At 75.0% G+C, this 16,541-nt stretch carries 16 protein-coding genes and 1 pseudogene; 5 read left to right on the forward strand and 12 right to left on the reverse strand.

What is annotated here, in order from left to right; genetic code table 11:
- The 6 genes from AB0P06_RS22825 to AB0P06_RS22850 form a co-directional block, all read right to left on the reverse strand.
- The coding region (locus tag AB0P06_RS22825; protein WP_363610113.1) for an alcohol dehydrogenase catalytic domain-containing protein at positions 1-197 on the reverse strand (197 nt) is incomplete at its 3' end.
- 166 nt (positions 198-363) lie between these two features.
- Positions 364-1,302 carry a hypothetical protein gene (locus tag AB0P06_RS22830; protein ID WP_363610115.1) on the reverse strand — a complete coding sequence of 313 codons (939 nt, stop codon included), beginning with the start codon at positions 1,300-1,302 and terminating at the stop codon, positions 364-366.
- Positions 1,303-1,355: 53 nt separating this feature from the next.
- Positions 1,356-1,811: a hypothetical protein gene (locus AB0P06_RS22835; RefSeq protein ID WP_363610117.1), complete on the reverse strand. Its 456-nt coding sequence runs from the start codon at positions 1,809-1,811 to the stop codon at positions 1,356-1,358.
- A 363-nt stretch (positions 1,812-2,174) separates the two neighbouring features.
- Entirely contained in the window at positions 2,175-2,852 is a 678-nt protein-coding gene (locus tag AB0P06_RS22840; RefSeq protein WP_363610119.1) for a response regulator transcription factor, read from the reverse strand.
- Positions 2,849-4,120, reverse strand: a complete 1,272-nt coding sequence (locus tag AB0P06_RS22845; protein ID WP_363610121.1) for a histidine kinase — start codon at positions 4,118-4,120, stop codon at positions 2,849-2,851. The genes AB0P06_RS22840 and AB0P06_RS22845 overlap by 4 nt, the downstream gene beginning before the upstream one ends.
- Before the next feature lie 151 nt (positions 4,121-4,271).
- Complete coding sequence (locus tag AB0P06_RS22850) at positions 4,272-6,461, reverse strand: MMPL family transporter (RefSeq protein ID WP_363610123.1); 2,190 nt, start codon at positions 6,459-6,461, stop codon at positions 4,272-4,274.
- A 357-nt stretch (positions 6,462-6,818) separates the two neighbouring features.
- Between AB0P06_RS22850 and AB0P06_RS22855 the strand changes: the two genes are divergently transcribed.
- From AB0P06_RS22855 to AB0P06_RS22865, 3 genes are all read left to right on the forward strand, one after another.
- Entirely contained in the window at positions 6,819-7,943 is a 1,125-nt protein-coding gene (locus tag AB0P06_RS22855; RefSeq protein ID WP_363610125.1) for a DegT/DnrJ/EryC1/StrS aminotransferase family protein, read from the forward strand.
- Between the two features lie 78 nt (positions 7,944-8,021).
- On the forward strand, positions 8,022-8,969 hold the full coding sequence (locus tag AB0P06_RS22860; RefSeq protein ID WP_363610127.1) for an NAD-dependent epimerase/dehydratase family protein: 948 nt from the start codon (positions 8,022-8,024) through the stop codon (positions 8,967-8,969).
- Between the two features lie 14 nt (positions 8,970-8,983).
- Entirely contained in the window at positions 8,984-10,069 is a 1,086-nt protein-coding gene (locus AB0P06_RS22865) for a hypothetical protein (RefSeq protein WP_363610129.1), read from the forward strand.
- 131 nt (positions 10,070-10,200) lie between these two features.
- On the opposite strand, the gene AB0P06_RS22870 is transcribed toward AB0P06_RS22865, so the two are convergent.
- Genes AB0P06_RS22870 through AB0P06_RS22880 form a run of 3 tightly spaced genes read right to left on the reverse strand, consistent with a single transcriptional unit; the run spans position 10,201 to position 12,364 of the window.
- Positions 10,201-11,427: an alpha/beta fold hydrolase gene (locus AB0P06_RS22870; protein WP_363610131.1), complete on the reverse strand. Its 1,227-nt coding sequence runs from the start codon at positions 11,425-11,427 to the stop codon at positions 10,201-10,203.
- A gap of 20 nt (positions 11,428-11,447) precedes the next feature.
- Positions 11,448-12,212, reverse strand: a complete 765-nt coding sequence (locus AB0P06_RS22875) for a DUF2993 domain-containing protein (RefSeq protein WP_363610133.1) — start codon at positions 12,210-12,212, stop codon at positions 11,448-11,450.
- Entirely contained in the window at positions 12,209-12,364 is a 156-nt protein-coding gene (locus tag AB0P06_RS22880; RefSeq protein WP_363610135.1) for a hypothetical protein, read from the reverse strand. The genes AB0P06_RS22875 and AB0P06_RS22880 overlap by 4 nt, the downstream gene beginning before the upstream one ends.
- 205 nt (positions 12,365-12,569) lie before the next feature.
- Between AB0P06_RS22880 and AB0P06_RS22885 the strand changes: the two genes are divergently transcribed.
- Positions 12,570-13,256 (forward strand): response regulator transcription factor, encoded by a 687-nt coding sequence (locus tag AB0P06_RS22885; protein ID WP_363610137.1) that lies wholly within the window; start codon positions 12,570-12,572, stop codon positions 13,254-13,256.
- Positions 13,253-14,626, forward strand: a complete 1,374-nt coding sequence (locus AB0P06_RS22890) for a HAMP domain-containing sensor histidine kinase (protein WP_363610139.1) — start codon at positions 13,253-13,255, stop codon at positions 14,624-14,626. Before AB0P06_RS22885 ends, AB0P06_RS22890 begins: the two co-directional genes overlap by 4 nt.
- A gap of 136 nt (positions 14,627-14,762) precedes the next feature.
- Here AB0P06_RS22890 and AB0P06_RS22895 read toward each other — a convergent pair.
- The 3 genes and pseudogenes from AB0P06_RS22895 to AB0P06_RS22905 all read right to left on the reverse strand — a co-directional run.
- Positions 14,763-14,955: pseudogene (locus AB0P06_RS22895) on the reverse strand (glycosyltransferase); the annotation flags it as partial.
- Positions 14,862-15,707 (reverse strand): polysaccharide deacetylase family protein, encoded by an 846-nt coding sequence (locus AB0P06_RS22900; RefSeq protein WP_363610141.1) that lies wholly within the window; start codon positions 15,705-15,707, stop codon positions 14,862-14,864. The gene AB0P06_RS22900 and the pseudogene AB0P06_RS22895, both read right to left, overlap by 94 nt.
- Positions 15,708-15,727: 20 nt before the next feature.
- Entirely contained in the window at positions 15,728-16,531 is an 804-nt protein-coding gene (locus AB0P06_RS22905; protein ID WP_363610268.1) for an SDR family NAD(P)-dependent oxidoreductase, read from the reverse strand.
- Positions 16,532-16,541: the final 10 nt, after the last annotated feature.

The raw sequence follows: 16,541 nt of genomic DNA on the forward strand, positions 1-16,541 counted from the left end.
ATGCCGACACCCTCGTGGCCGGGCACGAACGGCGGACTGGGCTTGACGGGCCAGTCACCATGGGCGGCGTGGATGTCGGTGTGGCAGATCCCGGACGCCTCCAGGCGGACCAGCACCTGGTGCGGCGCGGGCGTCGGGACCGGGCGGTCCTCGATCACCAGCGGCTGGGCGAAGTCCCGGACGACGGCGGCCTTCATGGTCTCTGCCTTTCGAGCGGGAGGACTTGGGCTGTTTCCATCCCACGCCCACCGCGCCCGTCCCGTAAGGGCCGAAGAGGACCCACCCACCCGGGCCGATGGTCCCCGCCCGCCCTGACCAAGGTCGCCCCGGCCAAGGTCGCCCCCGGCCAGACCCCGGCCCGGGTCAGCCGGGGTGGAAGATCACCCGGACGTCGGCGTCGACGGGCAGGATCAGCACGTTGCCCTCGTTCCAGGTCCAGGTGTACGGAATGAGGAACATCCGGTTGTTCGACTGGGCCAGCAGACGCAGGCCGCGATAGCGGTAGTGGAAGCGCTGGGCCGGCCCCGGGTCCGGCAGTGCCCGCTCGTCCACGCCCTGCCACTGGAGGTAGAGACGCTCCGTGGTGTCGACGATCACGGCGGGGCGCAGGGCGAGGTTGCCGGCGAGGCGGTGCGCGTCGCTGGTGCCCTTCTCGTGGGCGTAGCCCCCGGCGGCCCAGAACGAGCAGAGCGCGATGATCGCGACGCTGATGCCGAGCGCCGCCCGCTCCCCGGGCAACGGGTAGGGGGCGCCGGCGCTCCGCACGGCCAGCAGCCGGGCGAGGACGGCCAGCAGCAGGGCGCCGCCCAGCAGGAGCGGCGTGCCCATCGCGCCCGCGTCGATGGTCTGGAATCCGGCGAGGAAGCCGAGCACCAGGAGCGGAACGGCCAGGAGCCCGATGACGCGGCAGAAGCGGCGGACGGCCCGGGAGGCACCCGGGTCGTCGCGGACGGCGCTGGTCGCGAAGTGGTAGGCCAGCGCCGCGAGGAGGGCTCCGCAGAGGACGGCTCCCACCGGGAGGTAGAGCGCGGCGGAGCTGCGGAGCAGGTAGTCCTGGGTGGCGAAGCCGAGCGTCGCGGCGTCCACGCCGAAGAAGCTGTAGAGCGCGTCGGTGTAGGCGTAGCCGAAGAAGAGCAGCAGGGCGGTGACGAAGGTGGTGGGGGCGATCCACGAGGCGATCCGGCCGATCCAGCCGCTCCAGGTCTCCGGCCGCGCCGCCGGCGCCTCCTGCGGCGGCCCCTCCTGCGACGGGCTCCCCGGTGCGGAGGCCGCCGGTTCAGGGGCCGCCGGTTCGGGCGCCACCGGCTCCGGACCGCCGGCCCCGGTGCCTCCGGGCGGCTCCTGCTCCGCAGGCCTCAGGGCGTGCTCGCAGACGCTGTTCCGCCACCGGGCGCCCCGGGCGTGGCCGGCGGGTAGGAGCTCCCGCCCCCGGGCGAGGCGGAGCCCGGGCTGCCGCTCTGGCCCTCCGACGCGCTCTCGACCACGACGTGGCCCGAGGCGGTGGCGTTCCGGCTGGAGCCGCCCACGGTCACGGTGAGGCAGATGACGCGTTCACTGCCGGCCGGTGGCCTCGGCCCCGGGAGCGTGAACGTGACCGTGGTGCTGCTGCCGCCGACCACGGTGACCGTCCGGCTTCGCGGACTCGCCGGCGCGGACCTGGTGTTCCCGGTGCAGTCGACGACCTGGCTGATCTCGGCGGTGAACGTGCTCCGGGACGAACTCTCCAGGAAGACGCGGACCGTCGGCCAGATGCCGCTGGCGCTCGCCGACACCTCGCCCGCGGCGTTGAACCCGCCCTGGTTCCCACCCACCGAGGTCCGGTTCTCCGAGGGCTGCCGCCCCCCGCCTTCCACGGGCGGCGAGGACTCGGGCTCGGCCGTTCCCGACGCCCCGGCCGATGCGGCCGGGGACGCGGGCCCGGCACCGCCGCCCCCGGAGCAGGCCGCGAGCGTCGAGACCACCAGTGCCGCCAGAAGCCACCGGACCGGTCCTCCTGCTGCGCCGCGCGGTGCGGTTCGCGGTGTTCCGGGCATGCGGTCCCCCATCCAGGGACGAGAAGAGCACGGGCGGGGCCGGTCGGTCCGCCCCGCCGCACGCTACCCGTTCGCACACGTTCCGTCTGTCCGCCGAGCGGGTGGCACGGCAGACCCCGGCAGCGGGGCCGGCGGCCCGGGTCAGGGCGTCGGCCGCCCACCGCGGACCAGGCCCGACTGGTAGGCGATGGCGACGAGTTGGGCCCGGTCGCGGGCGTCGAGCTTGGCCATGGCGCGGTGGACGTGGGTGCGGACGGTGAAGGGGCTGACGTACATCCGCTCGGCGATCTCCTCGTTGGTCAGGCCGGTGGCGGCCATGGCCATCACCTCGCGCTCGCGGGCGGTGAGGACGGACAGCCGCTCGGGTGTGCCGGTGGGGGCGGGGTCGGGCTGGGCCAGGAACTGGTCGATCACGGCCCGGGTGGCGGCGGGCGACAGCAGGGCCTCGCCCGCCGCCACCGTGCGCAGCGCCGCGAGCAGTTCCTTCGGGTCGGCGCCCTTGCCGAGGAAGCCGCCGGCGCCCGCCCGCAGGGCCTGGGCGACGTACTCGTCGATCTCGAAGGTGGTGAGGATGAGCACCCTCGTCCCGGTGAGCTCCTCGTCGCCGCAGATGGCGGCGGTCGCCGTCAGGCCGTCGACGCCGGGCATCCGGATGTCCATCAGGACGACGTCGGGCCGGGTGGCCCGGGCGAGTTCGACCGCCTCGCGGCCGTCGGCGGCCTCCCCGACCACCTCCATGTCCTCGGCCGCGTCGATCAGCACCCGGAACGCGCCGCGCAGCAGCGCCTGGTCGTCGGCGAGCAGTACGCGAATGGTCATGACTGGTCCTTGTCCTCTCGGGCGGCGGCGGTGCGCAGGGGCAGTTCGGCGGAGACCCGGAAGCCGCCGTCCGGGCGGCGGTCGGCGTGGAGCCGCCCGCCGACGGCGGAGGCCCGCTCGCGCATGCCGATCAGGCCGTAGCCGGTCGCGTCGGCCGCCGGGCCGGGGATCGCGGGCCAGGGGGTCGCGGATCGCGGGGCGGCGGGCCGGGGGCCCGGCGGGCGGGGCGCCCCCGGTCGCCGGACGGTGGACGCGCCGTTGGCGACGGTGAGGGCGACCCGGCTGCCGGAGTACGCGAGGGTCACGTCGGCGGTGGCACCGTGCGCGTGCTTGGCGACGTTGGTCAGGGACTCCTGGACGATCCGGTAGGCCGTCAGGTCGACCCCGGGGGACAGCGGACGCGGCTCGCCCTCGACAGCGAGCCGGACCGCGAGCCCGGCGCGCTCGAACGAGTTGATCAGGCGCGGGAGCTCGCCGAGCCCGGGGGCCGGCTCCAGCGGCGCCTGCGGGTCGTCGGCGCGGCGCAGCAGGCCGACGGTGGCCTTGAGCTCCTGGAGCGCCGAACCGGTGGCCTCGGTGAGGTGGCTGAGCACCTCGCGGGCCTGGGCGGGGTGGGTGTCCATCAGGTGGACGGCGATGCCGGCCTGGGCGTTGGCCAGGGCGATGTGGTGGGCGACCACGTCGTGCAGGTCGCGGGCGATCCGGATCCGCTCGTCGGCGACCCGTCGCTGGGCCTCCTCCTCGCGGGTGCGCTCGGCGCGCTCGGCGCGTTCCTCGATCGCGGCCAGGTGGGCGCGGCGGGTCCGGATCGCGTCACCGATGGCGCCGGGCAGCAGGACCCAGCTGATGACGCCGAGTTTGTCGCTCAGCGGCGCACCGGACTGGACGGCCAGGGCGGTGGTGCTGAGCAGCACGGCGGCGATCACCGTGGCGTTGCGCGCGGTGGACCGGTCGGTGCGCACGGCCAGGAAGTAGAGGGCCAGCACCACGGGGCCGACCAGGGCGGGGGTGAGCCGGAGGCCGGTCAGTGTGAGCAGGATGCCGAAGCCGAGGGTGACGGCGGTCACCGCGCGGGGGTAGCGGCGGTGGGCGAGCAGGGTGAGGCTGGACACGGCCGCGAGGACGACGGCCACCGGGTCGGGCGGGCCGTAGTGGCCGGCGCGGTCGACCATGGTGCTCACGCAGGTCAGCGCGGTCAGGACGATCACGGCCAGGGTGTCCAGCAGGCGGGGGTGGCGGCGCCGCACGCGCTGCCAGAGGTCGGTCATTCTCGTGCTCTCCGAATCCAGGGATGCCCTGGCGGCACCCTTGGCCGGGGTTCTGCCAGTACGGTCGCCGGCCGCCGCCGCGGGGCGGTGACCGGCAGGCCGGGGGCCGTCGGCGCGGTGGTCGACGGCCCCCGGACGGAAGGGGAACGATCTAGACGCCGACGGAGTGCCGAACCGGTTCCGGCCGGGGCGCCGGGGTCTGGAGCCGGGCGCCCTCGACATCGATGTCGGGCAGGATCCGGTCCAGGCTACGCGGCAGCCACCAGGCCCTGTGCCCGAGCAGTGCCAGGGCGGCCGGCACGATCGCCATCCGGACCACGAAGGCGTCGAAGGCGACGGCGGCGGCGAGGCCGAGACCCATCATCTTGATCATCGGCTCGTTCATCCCGATGAAGCCGGCGAAGACGCTGATCATGATGAACGCGGCGGCGGTGACGACCCGGGCGTTGTGCCGGAAGCCGGTGACCACGGCCTCGCCGGGTTCCTCGCCGTGGACGTAGGCCTCGCGGATCCGGGTGACCAGGAAGACCTCGTAGTCCATGGCCAGGCCGAACACCACGCCCACCATGAAGATCGGCATCATGCTCATCACCGGACCGGTCTGGTCGACTCCGATCAGCCCGGCCAGCCAGCCCCACTGGAAGACCGCGACGACCGCGCCGAGCGCGGCGGCCACCGACAGCAGGAAGCCGAGCGCCGCCTTGAGCGGGACGAGGACGGAGCGGAAGACCACCAGCAGCAGGACGACCGCCAGGCCGACGACGACGACGAGGTAGGGCACCAGCGCGTCGGTGAGCTTCTGGGAGACGTCGATGTTCATCGCGGTGGCACCGCTCACCAGAACGGTGGCGCCGGTGGCGGTCTTCAGGTCGGCCGCCTTGCCGCGGATGGCGTGGACCAGGTCCTTGGTCTCGGCGGCGGCCGGCCCGGTGGACGGCACGGCGGTGAGCACCGCGGTGTCACCGGTCCGGTTGAACATCGCGGGCGTGACCGAGACGACGCCCGGCAGACCGGAGACGGTCTTGGCGACCCGGTCGGCGGCGGCCTTGGGATCGGCCACCCCCTTGACGTCCACCAGGACGCTCAGCGGGCCGTTGAAGCCGGGGCCGAAACCGTCGGAGAGCAGGTCGTAGGCGCGCCGCTGGGTGGTGGAGGTCGGCTTGGACTCGTCGCCCGGCAGCCCCAGCCGCAGGTCGAGGGCGGGCGCGGCGAGAATGCCGAGGCCCAGCACGCCGCCCACCAGTACGGCCACCGGGCGGCGCAGCACGAAGCGGGCCCACCGGGCGCCACCGTTGGCCCGTTGCCGGACCGTGCCGCCGTTCCGTATCCGGCGGGGCAGGACGCGGCGGCCGAGGAAGCCGAGCAGGGCCGGCACCAGGGTCAGGGCGACCAGCACCGCGATCACGACCGTCCCGGCGGCGGCCATGCCCATCTTGGCGAGCACCGGGATGCCCACCACGGAGAGCCCGGCCAGCGCGATCACGACGGTGAGCCCGGCGAAGACCACGGCGGAGCCGGCCGTGCCGGCGGCCCGCGCGGCGGCCTCCCGGGGCTCGTGGCCCTCGGCGAGTTCGGCGCGGTAGCGGGACACGATGAAGACGGCGTAGTCGATGCCGACCGCGAGGCCGAGCATCATCGCCAGGGTGCTGGTGGTGCTGGAGAGGCCGAGCGTGCTGCCGAGCGCGGTGATCGCGGCGATGCCGAGGCCGACCCCGACCACCGCCGTCAGCAGCGGCAGTCCGGCGGCGGCGAGCGAGCCGAAAGTGATCAGCAGGACGAGGGCGGACAGCGCCATGCCGATGGCCTCGCTGCTGCCGCCCATCTCCGACTTGGGCAGCAGCGCGCTGCCGCCGATCTCGACCGTGAGGCCGGCGTCGCGGCCGTGCTGCGCGGCCTGTTCGAGGGCGTCCGTGGCGGCCGTCGACAGCGCGCCGGGCTTGGCGTCGTAGCCCACGGTCGCGTAGGCGGTGGAGCCGTCCTCGGAGACGGCGCCGGCCTGGAACGGGCTGACCGCGCCGGTGACCTGCTCACCGTGGGCGAGCTCGGCGACGGTCCGCTCGACCGCCTGCTGGTTCGCGGTGGCGGTGATCTTCTGCCCGGACGGTGCGACGAAGACCAGGCGGGCCGAGGCCCCGTCGGCCTTGGCGCCGGGGAAGCGCTCCTCCATGAGGTCGAAGGCCTTCTGCGCCTCCGTGCCCGGCATGGCGAAGCCGTCGTCGGGGGCGGCCGGCGCCTTGGCGGCCAGGACACCGGCGGTCGCCAGCAGCGCGACCCAGAGCAGGGTCACCAGGCGGCGCCGGAGAAAGGCCCATCGGCCCAGGCGGTACAGGAATGTGGCCACGGAAGAGCAGACTCCTTCGAAGGACGATCACAGTGCGCGCCGGGGCGCCCCCGGTGGCCTCGCGGCCCGGGTCGCCCGCAGCATGGCCATCCTCGGTCGGCCGGGGCCGTCGGGTCGTCCTCGCTCCGCAGACACTTTCCGTACTGCGCATGCAGTAGGAAGCGGTCCCGAACGGAGTACGGCGGGCCTCCCCCTACGGCGCCGCGCCCCCGGTCGCGTCACCCGGGCGGGCGGTGACGACGGGCCGTGGGCGGCCGGGCGAAGTAGCGTGATGTGCCTGGCCTGACCCTTTTGTCCGGTCCGTCCAGATCCGACCCTTTTCGATGATGTGCTCATCCCGCTGCCGGAGGTGGCCCAATGGGGGTTCCAGCCGCTCGCATCGTGTTCGACGAGAGCGACCGTACGGCCGTCGCGGACGCGGTGACGGAGATCCTCGCCACCGGCGCGCTGACGCTCGGCCCGTGGACCGAGCGTTTCGAGCAGGCGTTCGCCGCCGAACACGGCGCCTCGCACGCGGTCGCCGTGGCCAGCGGCACGGCGGCCCTGGAGGTGGTGCTGCGCACCGTCGGCGTCCGGGACCGCGACGTCGTCGTCCCGGCCGTCACCTTCTACGCGACCGCGGGCGCCGTCGTCCACGCGGGCGGCCGGCCCGTCCTCGCGGACGTGGACCCGGCGACCTTCGCGCTCAGCCCCGAAACCCTGGAGGCGGCCCTCACCCCGGACACCGCCGCCGTGGTGCTGGTGCACATCGGCGGGCTGATCACACCCGAGGCGGACGCCCTGCGCGCAGTCTGCGACCGCCGGGGCATCCCGCTGGTCGAGGACGCGGCCCACGCCCACGGCAGCAGCTACCAGGGGCGGCCCGCCGGGTCGTTCGGCCTGGCCGGCGCCTTCTCCTTCTACCCGACCAAGGTCGTCACCAGCGGCGAGGGCGGCATGATCCTCACCGAGTCGGCCGAGCTGCGCGACGAGGCGCGGATCTACCGCGACCAGGGCAAGGGCTCGTTCACCACCAACCACCACGTCCGCTTCGGCGCGTCCTGGCGGATGAGCGAGCTGAACGCGGCCGCCGGAGCGGTGCACCTGCGCCGGCTCAAGGAGTTCGTGGAGACCAGGCGCGCGGTGGCCCAGCGGTACGACGCGGCGCTCGCCGGGCTGGACGGGCTGCGGACGGTGGCCGAGCCGGCCGGCTGCCGCGGCAACTACTACAAGTACGTGGCGCTGCTGCCGCACGGCGTCGAACGCGCCGCGTTCAAGCGGACGGTGGCCGAGGAGTACGGCGTCCGGCTCTCCGGCGAGGTGTACGACCTGCCGCTGCACCTGCAGCCCGTGTTCGCGCCCTACCGGACGGCGCCGCTACCGGTGGCGGAGGACCTCTGCGCGCGGCAGATCTGCCTGCCGGTGCACTCCGACATGACCGCGGACGAGACCGACCAGGTGATCGAGGCGGTCTCGGCCGTCCACCGCCGGTTCGCGGGATGACCCCCGGGCGGCCGGTCCCCGGCAGGCCCGGGACCGGCCGCCCGCACCGACCGAAGAGACCGGACTAGGAGAGAGAACGTGCGCGTAGCCGTCACCGGGGGATGCGGATTCATCGGCTCACACGTCGTGGACCGGCTGCTGTCGGCCGGGCACGAGGTGCTCGCGGTGGACGCCACCGACAAGTACCTCAACCCCGACGCCGAGCACTCCCGTATCGACGTCCTCGACCTGCCCGCCCTGACCACCGCCCTCGACGGCAGCGAGGTGGTCTTCCACCTCGCCGCGATGGCCGACGTCGAACAGGTCTCCGCCGACCCGGTCCGGGCCGTGCGGACCAACATCGACGGCACCGCGACCGTCCTGGAGGCGGCCCGGCGCAGCGGCCTCAGCCGGACCGTACTGGCCAGCACCGTCTGGGTGTACGGCGCCGCGCTCGCCGGGGAGGGGCCGGAGGGCGAGGAGCAGGAGGTGGACGAGCACGTCCCGGTCGAGCTGGAGCGCAGCGGGCACCTGTACGTCGCCACCAAGCTCGCCGCCGAGATGCTGGTGCACAGCTACCGGGAGCTGTACGGGCGGCACTTCACCATCCTGCGCTACGGCATCCCGTACGGCCCGCGGATGCGCGACGAGCTGGTGGTGGCCCGGTTCGTGCAGGCGGCCCTGGCCGGGCGGCCGATCACCATCGCGGGCGACGGCCGGCAGAGCCGCAACTTCGTCTACGTGGAGGACCTCGCGGACGCCCACGTCCGCGCCCTCTCCCCCGCCGCCGAGGACCAGACCTTCGCGCTGGAGGGCTCGGCCGCGGTCTCCGTCCGGGACATCGCCGACACCGTCGACCGGCTGCTCGGACCGGTCACCATCTCGCACATCGAGGCGCGCGCCGCCGACTACGCCGGGCGCCGCATCTCGTCCGCCCAGGCGAAGCGGCTGCTCGGCTGGTCACCGCGGACCAACTTCGCCGACGGGGTGCGGCGGTACGCGGACTGGTACCGGGACGCCACCGGCGCCGGGCCCGACCCGTCCTGAGCCGGGGCGCCGCCGTGCCACACGCCCTGCTGGTCTCCGGTTCGCTCGGCCAGGGGCACGACGTGATGGCCCAGGCGTGCGCGGACTCGCTGCGGGCCCGGGGCTGGACGACGTCCACGGTCGACGCGATGGCGCTGCTCGGACAGCGCGCGGGCGCGGCCGGGGAGGCGGTCTTCCGGCGGCTGCTCGACCTGCCAGGGGTGTACGACGCCCTCCACTTCTCGGCGCTGCGGCCGGGCGCGCGGCTCGCGCTGCTGGCCGACGCGGCGGCGCGGGCCCGGCTGGTGCCGGCCCTGCGGGAGCTGGTCGCGCGGCAGCGCCCGGAGCTGGTGGTGTCGGTGTTCGCGACCGCGAGCTCGGCGGTGAACCGGTTGCCGGGGCGGGGGTTCCGGCATCTGGTGCTCTGCACGGACGTGACGCCGCACCGGCTCTGGGTGCAGGACGGCACCGACCTGTTCCTGGTCACCTCCGAGGTCGCCGCGTGCGCGGTGCGGCGCTACCGGCCGGACGCGGCGATCGCCGTACTGCCGGCACCGCTGCGCGCGCCGTTCTACCGCCCGCCCGGGCGGGCGGCGGCGCGGGCCGGGCTGGGCGTGCCGGCGGACGCCCGGTGCGTGCTGCTGATGTCCGGCTCCTGGGGCCTCGGCCCGCTCGCCCGCACGGCGGCCGCTCTCGCCGACGCCGGGCCGCACGTGCTGGCCGTGGCCGGACGCAACCGGGAGCTGGAGCGCCGGCTGCGCCGGGCCACCGACGGCCGCCCCCGTCTGCACCCGTTCGGGTACACCGACCGGATCCCCGCCCTGATGGCCGCCGCCGACCTGGTGGTGACCAGCTCCGGCGACACCTGCAGCGAGGCCCGCGCACTGGGCCGGCGCCTGCTGCTGCTGGACGTCGTCCAGGGCCACGGCCGCGACAACCTGCAGCACGAACTGGAGCTGGGCCACGCCGACGTCACCTCCGCCCGCCCCGCCGAGGTCGTCCGGAGCGCCCTCGCCGCCCTGGCCCGCCCCGCCCCGGCCCCGTCACCCGGCGCCTCCCCCGAAGCCTGGCGGACGGGCTTCGCGGCGGCCCTGGGACGGGTGGGCCTGGCGGCGGAGTAGCGGGGGACGCCCGGTCCGGCACCGCACGACACCGCTGAGACCGACGGGCGCCGCTTCAGCTCGGTGGTCATGGCAATTCTTCCGGTGACGCCGTGGGCCGGTTCGGCTGCACGAGGTGTACGGCCACGCCGTCAGGTGTGCTGTTGGAGGAAGGCCGCGAGTTCGGCGTTGTAGGCGTCGGGGTCGGCGTTCCAGGAGCCGGTGTGGCCTGCTCCTTCCACGGTGACGAGTCTGACCTGGTCGGGCCAGTCGTGGGCGAATTCGGCGCTGGTGGCGTACGGCACGACGGTGTCGCCGGTGCCGTGGAAGAGCAGGACCGGTTGCTTGGGGCCGCCGGTGCGCCGGTTGGCGGCCAGGACGTCGACATCGCGGAAGTCCACGTCCGCGCGCAGGCCGACGATCACGGTTTCCAGGGCGGCGACCGGTGAGGGCAGGCCAAGGCCGGTGACGATGGTGTCGAGGGCCGCGCGGTAGTCGAGGGCGGGTGAGTCGAGGATGACGGCGCGCACGGCGCTGGTGTCGGCGGCACGCTGGAGGTAGGTCTCGACGATGCCTCCGCCCATGGAGTAGCCCAGCAGGACGACGCCGGTGGCCCCGTGGTCGCGGGCGTAGCGGACGGCGGCGTCGAGGTCGCGCCACTCGGTGTCGCCGAAATGCCGGGTGTTGCTGCTGTCCTGGGGCGCGCCGGGGTCGTTGCGGTAGGTGATGTCGAGGACGGGGTGGCCGAGGTCGTGCAGTTGGGGCATGGTGCGCAGTCCTGCGGCGCGGCCGGCGCCGAGGCCGTGGACCTGGATGGCCCAGGTGGTACCGGTGGCGGGAAGGAACCAGGCGGGCATCGGGCCGAGTTCGCCGGGGTAGGTGACGTCCTGGTAGCCGAGTCCGATGGCCTGTCGGGGGTCGGTGGCCCAGACGGTGACGATGATCTTTGCCTTGGCGCCCGGGGTGGGCGGGGTGCCGGCGGTGAGTGCGCGGGTGACGGTGTCGCCGTCGGAGGCGAGGACGGGCCCGAGGGTGCCGTGGTGGCGCTGGTCGGTTCCCTTGTCCTGCCAGATCAGGCCGTAGGTACCGGCGTAGCGGCTGTCCGTGGTGGCGGGGAGGGTCACCGTGCCCGGGGCGGAGGCGACGATGTGGGTGTTGAGCGGGGTGTCGTCCATGGGGCGGACGAGTCTGCCCGCGGCCAGCCAGAGCAGGCCAGCGGTGGCGCCGAGCGCGAGGACGAGGGCGCCCGCGAGGCCGGCCAACAGGCGCCGGCGCAGCCGGGAACGGCGGGTTCGGCGGCCGGGAGCGGTCGGGCCGGGAGCGGGGGGCTCGGGTGGCACGGCGGACACGGGCTCGTGCGGGGCGTGGTCGCGGGGCATGGCTGGTGACGGTTCCCGGTTCATGAGTGCTTCAGGGTGGTGGGGCCGGCGGTGAGGGTGAGAGCGAGGCCGGCCGGGGTGACGGTGAGGGCGGTGGGCTTGAGGCCGAGCGGGTAGTCGGCGGACTGCTTCTTGGCGGTGAGGCGCTCGTTGATCCGGTCGAGCTGGGGTCCGGTGACGGTTCGGCCGAGAAACTGGAGGGCGGTGGCGGTGATGGTGACGCGGCCCTCGGTGAGTGCGGGCTTGAGGGTGAGTCGACCGGTGCCGCCGGCTCCCAGGCCGAGTTCGATCGTGCCGGCGGCAGGGTCGGTGCGGGCGGTGCCGACGGGCAGGCTCTGGCCCCCGTCGCGGACGGCGGCCGCCAGGGCGTCCGCGGGGATCGTGATGTCCGCCTTCACGTCGGCCGCGCTGGGCGCGGGCTCGGCGATGCGCACGTCGTTCATCGTGATGCGCGCCGAGGCGCCGCTCAGACCGCCGAGGCGGGCATTGTCGGCGCTCAGCGTGACGTGCTCCAGGTGCCGGTCGAGGATCTTGAGCAGGGCCGGACCGCTGCCGGTGTCGACCTTCACCTGAGTGCCGAGGGCCTTCGTCGTGCTGTCGGTGATCCGGCTCTCCAGCACGTGCCCGGCGACGGCCTCCGCCCCGGCGGCGAGCACCAGGAGCGCGGCCACGGGCACTGCGACAGCGCGCACGATCCGGCCGCGCCGGGTGGCCGGGCGCAGGAGGCGGCGCGGGCGGCTCGGCGGGCGGGCGGGTGTGCGGGCCGGCACGGGGCGGCGGGTCATGGTCTTCCTCGGGTGGGCTCGGGGCGGCTGACGGTCCGCGGCTCGGCGGGTGTCGCGGTGCGGGTACGGGCGAGGAGCGCCGCGGCGGCGGTGACCAGGACGGCCGTGACGGCGGCGCCGGCGAGCACGAGCGCCGTCGGGTCCGTGACCACCGGTGCCCTCCTTCGTTCCGGGCCCGCCGGTCGGCGGGCCCGGAAGCAGGCTGCACCGGGGCTGCAAGTGGGAGGTTCGGCTTCTGTTCGGGGCGTGTAAGGATCACGGCCGCCGCCCGGGGCCGGCTCATCGCGCGCGTTAGCATCGAACAGTTCGAGACCACGGCCGGAGCGTGCGCGGTGGCGGGCACGGGAGAAAACTGCGATGACACCAAGCAAGGGCCTCGTCCTGGTCGTGGAGGACGAGCGTCACATCGCCGACCTCCAGCGCCTCTATCTCACCCGTGAGGGCTTCGGCGTCCACACCGAGCACGACGGCGCGGCCGGTCTCGCCGCCGTGCGGCGGCTCCGGCCGGTGGCGGTCGTCCTCGACATCGGCCTGCCCGGTCTGGACGGCACCGAGTTCTGCCGGCGCATGCGCGCCGCCGAGGACTGGACACCGGTCATCCTGGTCACCGCGCGCGACGAGGAGGCCGACCGGATCCTCGGTCTGGAGCTCGGCGCCGACGACTACGTCACCAAGCCGTTCTCACCGCGTGAACTCGTCGCCCGCGTCAAGGCGGTCCTGCGCCGGACCGCGGGGCCGCAGACAGCCGGCGTGCACAGCGTGGGGCGTCTGCGTCTGGACTCGCTGCGCCGAACCGTGCACCGCGACGGTGAGCCGCTGGAACTGACCACCACCGAGTTCAACCTGCTCGCCCACCTGCTGGCCCGGCCGGGCCAGGTCTTCGGCCGCGATCAACTGCTCTCCCAGGTCTGGGGGTACGCCGACTACCGCGACAGCCGGGTCGTCGACGTCTACGTCTCCCAGCTGCGCGCCAAGCTCGGCGACGCCAGCCCGATCCGGACCGTACGCGGCGTCGGCTACAGCGCCCAGGAGAGCGGCCGATGAGGCGTCCGTCCGTCCGTGCTCCCGGGGGTTCGCTGACCGGCAACCTGGTCCTGCTCACCACCGTCGTGGCGACCGTGGCGGTGCTGCTGGCCGGGTTCGCGGCCTGGCGCACGGCCCGTTCCAACGCCGAGGCCCAGTACCGGGAACGGCTCACCCGGCAGGCCGCCGTGCTGTCCGTCGCCCCCAACCTCTCCGTGCTGCTGCTCGACCAGGCGCAGCGGCTGACCGGCGCCACCGGTGTCCGGGTCGCGGTGATCGCCCCCGACGGCCAGGTGGCGGGCCCATCGGCGGAGGCCGTCACCCCGAGGGACCGGGACGCCCTGCTGGCCGGTGAGGACATCTCCACCACGGCCGTGCTCAGCGGTGTGCGGGTCCTCGTGGAGGGCCGCCCGGCACGCGACGGCGCCGTGGTCCTCGCCCAGCCCTTCACCGAGGTCGACGCCGCCGCCGACCGCATCCGCGCCGGCCTCACCGTCCCCCTGATCGCCGGGCTGCTCGGGGCGGCGCTGGCCGGCACCCTCCTCGCCCGGCGTATCGCCCGGCCCCTGGTCGGCGCCGCCGCCGTCGCCCACCGGCTCGCGGGCGGCGAACGCGCCCTGCACTGCCCGGTACACGGCCCCGCCGAGGCCCGCGAGGTCGCCCGCGCCCTCAACACCCTCGGCACCGCCCTCGAACACAGCGAGGGCCGCCAGCGTGCGTTCCTCACGTCCGTCTCCCACGAGATCCGCACCCCCCTCACCGCACTCCGGGGCTACGCCGAGGCCCTCGCCGACGGCGTGGTCGAACCCGGACAGCAGGAGGAGGTCGGACGGATCCTCCTGGCCGAGACCAGGCGTCTGGACCGCTTCGTCACCGACCTCCTCGAACTCGCCCGCCTCGACGCCGACGACTTCCGCATCACCCGTGAACCCACCGACCTCGGCGCCCTCGTCCAGGAGACCGCGCGAGCCTGGACCCAGCAGGCGCGGCAGCAGGGGCTGCGCCTGAGCCTGGAACACCCCGACGAACCGGTGATCGCGGCCACCGACGCGTTCCGCGTCCGCCAGCTTCTCGACGGCCTCCTCGCCAACGCCGTCCGCCACACGCCGCCCGGCGCACCCGTCGTGCTGGCCCTGCGACGGACCGACACCGGCCGGGCGGAACTGCAGGTCCGCGACGGCGGCCCCGGCCTCACCGACGACGACGTCCGCATCGCCTTCCAGCCCGGCACCCTGCGCGACCGCTACACCGCCACCCGCCCCACCGGTACCGGCCTCGGCCTGGCCATCACCCACCGCCTCACCGAACGACTCGGCGCCGTCATCACCCTCCGCGGCCACGGCCCCGAAGGCGGCGCCCACTTCACCATCACCCTCCCTGAAGGGGTCTGACCGCTGTACGACGGAGGAAAGCCGAAGCCGGTGCGCCTGTTCTCACCTCGGCGCCGCGAACGCGGCCCGGACGATCCACGTGCTCCACACGTTCGGGCTCCTGCCCGCCGGCTGCCCCGGCCTCCTGTAGGTGTCAAGCGTTGTGCTCCTGCTCGCTGCCGGCCGACGTGGACGAAGACCGCCGCCTTGCCCAGCGCGGTCAGCTCGGCGATCGTCCCGGCACCCGAGCGGGAGATCACCACGTCCGCCAGGGCCAGGACGTCGGGCAGTTCGGCGCCGGCGAACCCGGTGAGCAGGTAGCGGTCCGCGAGGTGAGAGGGGAGGCCGGCGTCCACAGGCGGCTGTCGCGGCCGGAGGGCAGGCCGTGGTCGCGGAGGGGGCCGAGGGTGAGGGTGTGGGTGCGGCAGTGGGTGGCGATCAGGGGGAGGGCGGCGAGGGTGGCGCGCCAGGAGTCGGGGGCGGAAGTGCAGTCGGAGTCGTGCAGCAGGAGGGTGGCGCCGCCGGTGAGGCCGGGGCGGGCGGTGGCGTAGACGGAGGCCGCGGTGGCGTCGTCGGTCCAGTCCCGGCCCCAGGCGGTCCAGAGGACGGTGCGCAGTCCGAGGCGGTGGGCGGCGAGGGCCGGGCCGGCCGTGAGGACGCCGTAGGGCGGCCGGTACCAGCGCGGACGGGCGCCGCAGAGGTCGGTGACCGCCTCGGCGGTGCGGCGCAGTTCCCGCAGGTCGCGGGCGGGCGCGGGGTACCACGGCCGGCGGTGGTGCCAGCCGTGGACGGCGACCTCGTGGCCGCGGGTGACCAGTTCGCGGCCGAGGCCGGGGGCGCGCTCCAGCATCGCGCCGAGCAGGAAGAAGGTGGCGCGCACGCCGAGTGCGTCCAGGGTGTCCAGGACGTACGGGGTGCTGCGCGGGTCGGGTCCGTCGTCGAAGGTCAGCGCCACATGACCGGGCGGCGAACCGTAGCCGGCCAGGTGCCGGGCCGCCGTGCGGCGCACGGGCGGCAGCCGGACGGCCGCCGGTGCGAGGTGCAGGAGCTGGAGGCCCGCGGCCACTGCCGCGGCCCGGCGGGCGGCGCGGGCCCGGTCCATCGGTCTGCGCCTCCCCCGCCTCAGCCGAACCGGGCCGCCAGGCGCCGGAACGCCCCCGGCGCGACGCCGTGGAGGCGCGCGGGGAGGCCGAGCCAGTGCGGGACGAAGAGGCGGTCGCGGTCGGTGGCGATGGTCGCGAGGACGGCGTCGGCGACCCGGTCGGCCGAGACCGGGCGCGGCCGTTCCCGCTGGTAGGGGGTGCCGCGCCGGGCGAAGAACGGGGTGTCCACCGGTCCGGGCAGGACGAGCCGTACACCGACGCCGGTGCCGCGCAGTTCGTACCGGAGGCTCTCGGCGAACATCGCCAGCCCGCCCTTGGTGGCCGCGTAGACGGCCTCGTCACGGACCCCGACCTGGCCGGCGATCGAGCCGAGCAGGACGATCCGCCCGCGGCGCCGTTCCAGCATGCCGGGCAGCAGCAGCCGGACCAGCCGGAGCGGGGCGGCGAAGTTGACCTCGATCATCCGGTCGAGGGCGTCGGAGGGCATGGTGGCGAACGGTCCGCGCCAGCCGAGGCCGGCACTGGCGATCAGCACGTCCACCCGCCCGGCGGTGGCGAGGGCGGCTTCGGCCAGGCGCAGCGGACCGTCCGGTTTGCCGAGGTCCTGGGGCAGGGCGTGGCCTCCGGTGCGGGCGGCGACGGCGTCGAGGCGGGCGCGGTCGGTGCCGGAGAGCAGCAGCTGCCAGCCGGCGGCCGCCAGGCGGGTCGCGGTGACGGCGCCGATGCCGGAGGAGGCGCCGGTGACCAGAACGACCGGGCGATCGGCGGCGGCGGGGCCGGGCCGGCGGGCCCGGTGGGGTCGTCGGTGGACCTCGTCCGCCATGGTCACCTGC

The sequence above is a fragment of the Kitasatospora sp. NPDC088351 genome (assembly GCF_040685575.1).
In the GTDB taxonomy this organism is placed as follows: Bacteria; Actinomycetota; Actinomycetes; order Streptomycetales; family Streptomycetaceae; genus Kitasatospora.

What these genes read in the sequence shown, in the direction of transcription:
- AB0P06_RS22905 (WP_363610268.1), bottom strand. Translation starts at nt 16,531, where the DNA reads ATGGCGGACGAGGTCCACCGACGACCCCACCGGGCCCGCCGGCCCGGC.
- AB0P06_RS22885 (WP_363610137.1), top strand. Translation starts at nt 12,570, where the DNA reads ATGACACCAAGCAAGGGCCTCGTCCTGGTCGTGGAGGACGAGCGTCAC.
- AB0P06_RS22900 (WP_363610141.1), bottom strand. Translation starts at nt 15,707, where the DNA reads ATGGACCGGGCCCGCGCCGCCCGCCGGGCCGCGGCAGTGGCCGCGGGC.
- AB0P06_RS22890 (WP_363610139.1), top strand. Translation starts at nt 13,253, where the DNA reads ATGAGGCGTCCGTCCGTCCGTGCTCCCGGGGGTTCGCTGACCGGCAAC.
- AB0P06_RS22845 (WP_363610121.1), bottom strand. Translation starts at nt 4,120, where the DNA reads ATGACCGACCTCTGGCAGCGCGTGCGGCGCCGCCACCCCCGCCTGCTG.
- AB0P06_RS22840 (WP_363610119.1), bottom strand. Translation starts at nt 2,852, where the DNA reads ATGACCATTCGCGTACTGCTCGCCGACGACCAGGCGCTGCTGCGCGGC.
- AB0P06_RS22875 (WP_363610133.1), bottom strand. Translation starts at nt 12,212, where the DNA reads ATGACCCGCCGCCCCGTGCCGGCCCGCACACCCGCCCGCCCGCCGAGC.
- AB0P06_RS22870 (WP_363610131.1), bottom strand. Translation starts at nt 11,427, where the DNA reads ATGCCCCGCGACCACGCCCCGCACGAGCCCGTGTCCGCCGTGCCACCC.
- AB0P06_RS22855 (WP_363610125.1), top strand. Translation starts at nt 6,819, where the DNA reads ATGGGGGTTCCAGCCGCTCGCATCGTGTTCGACGAGAGCGACCGTACG.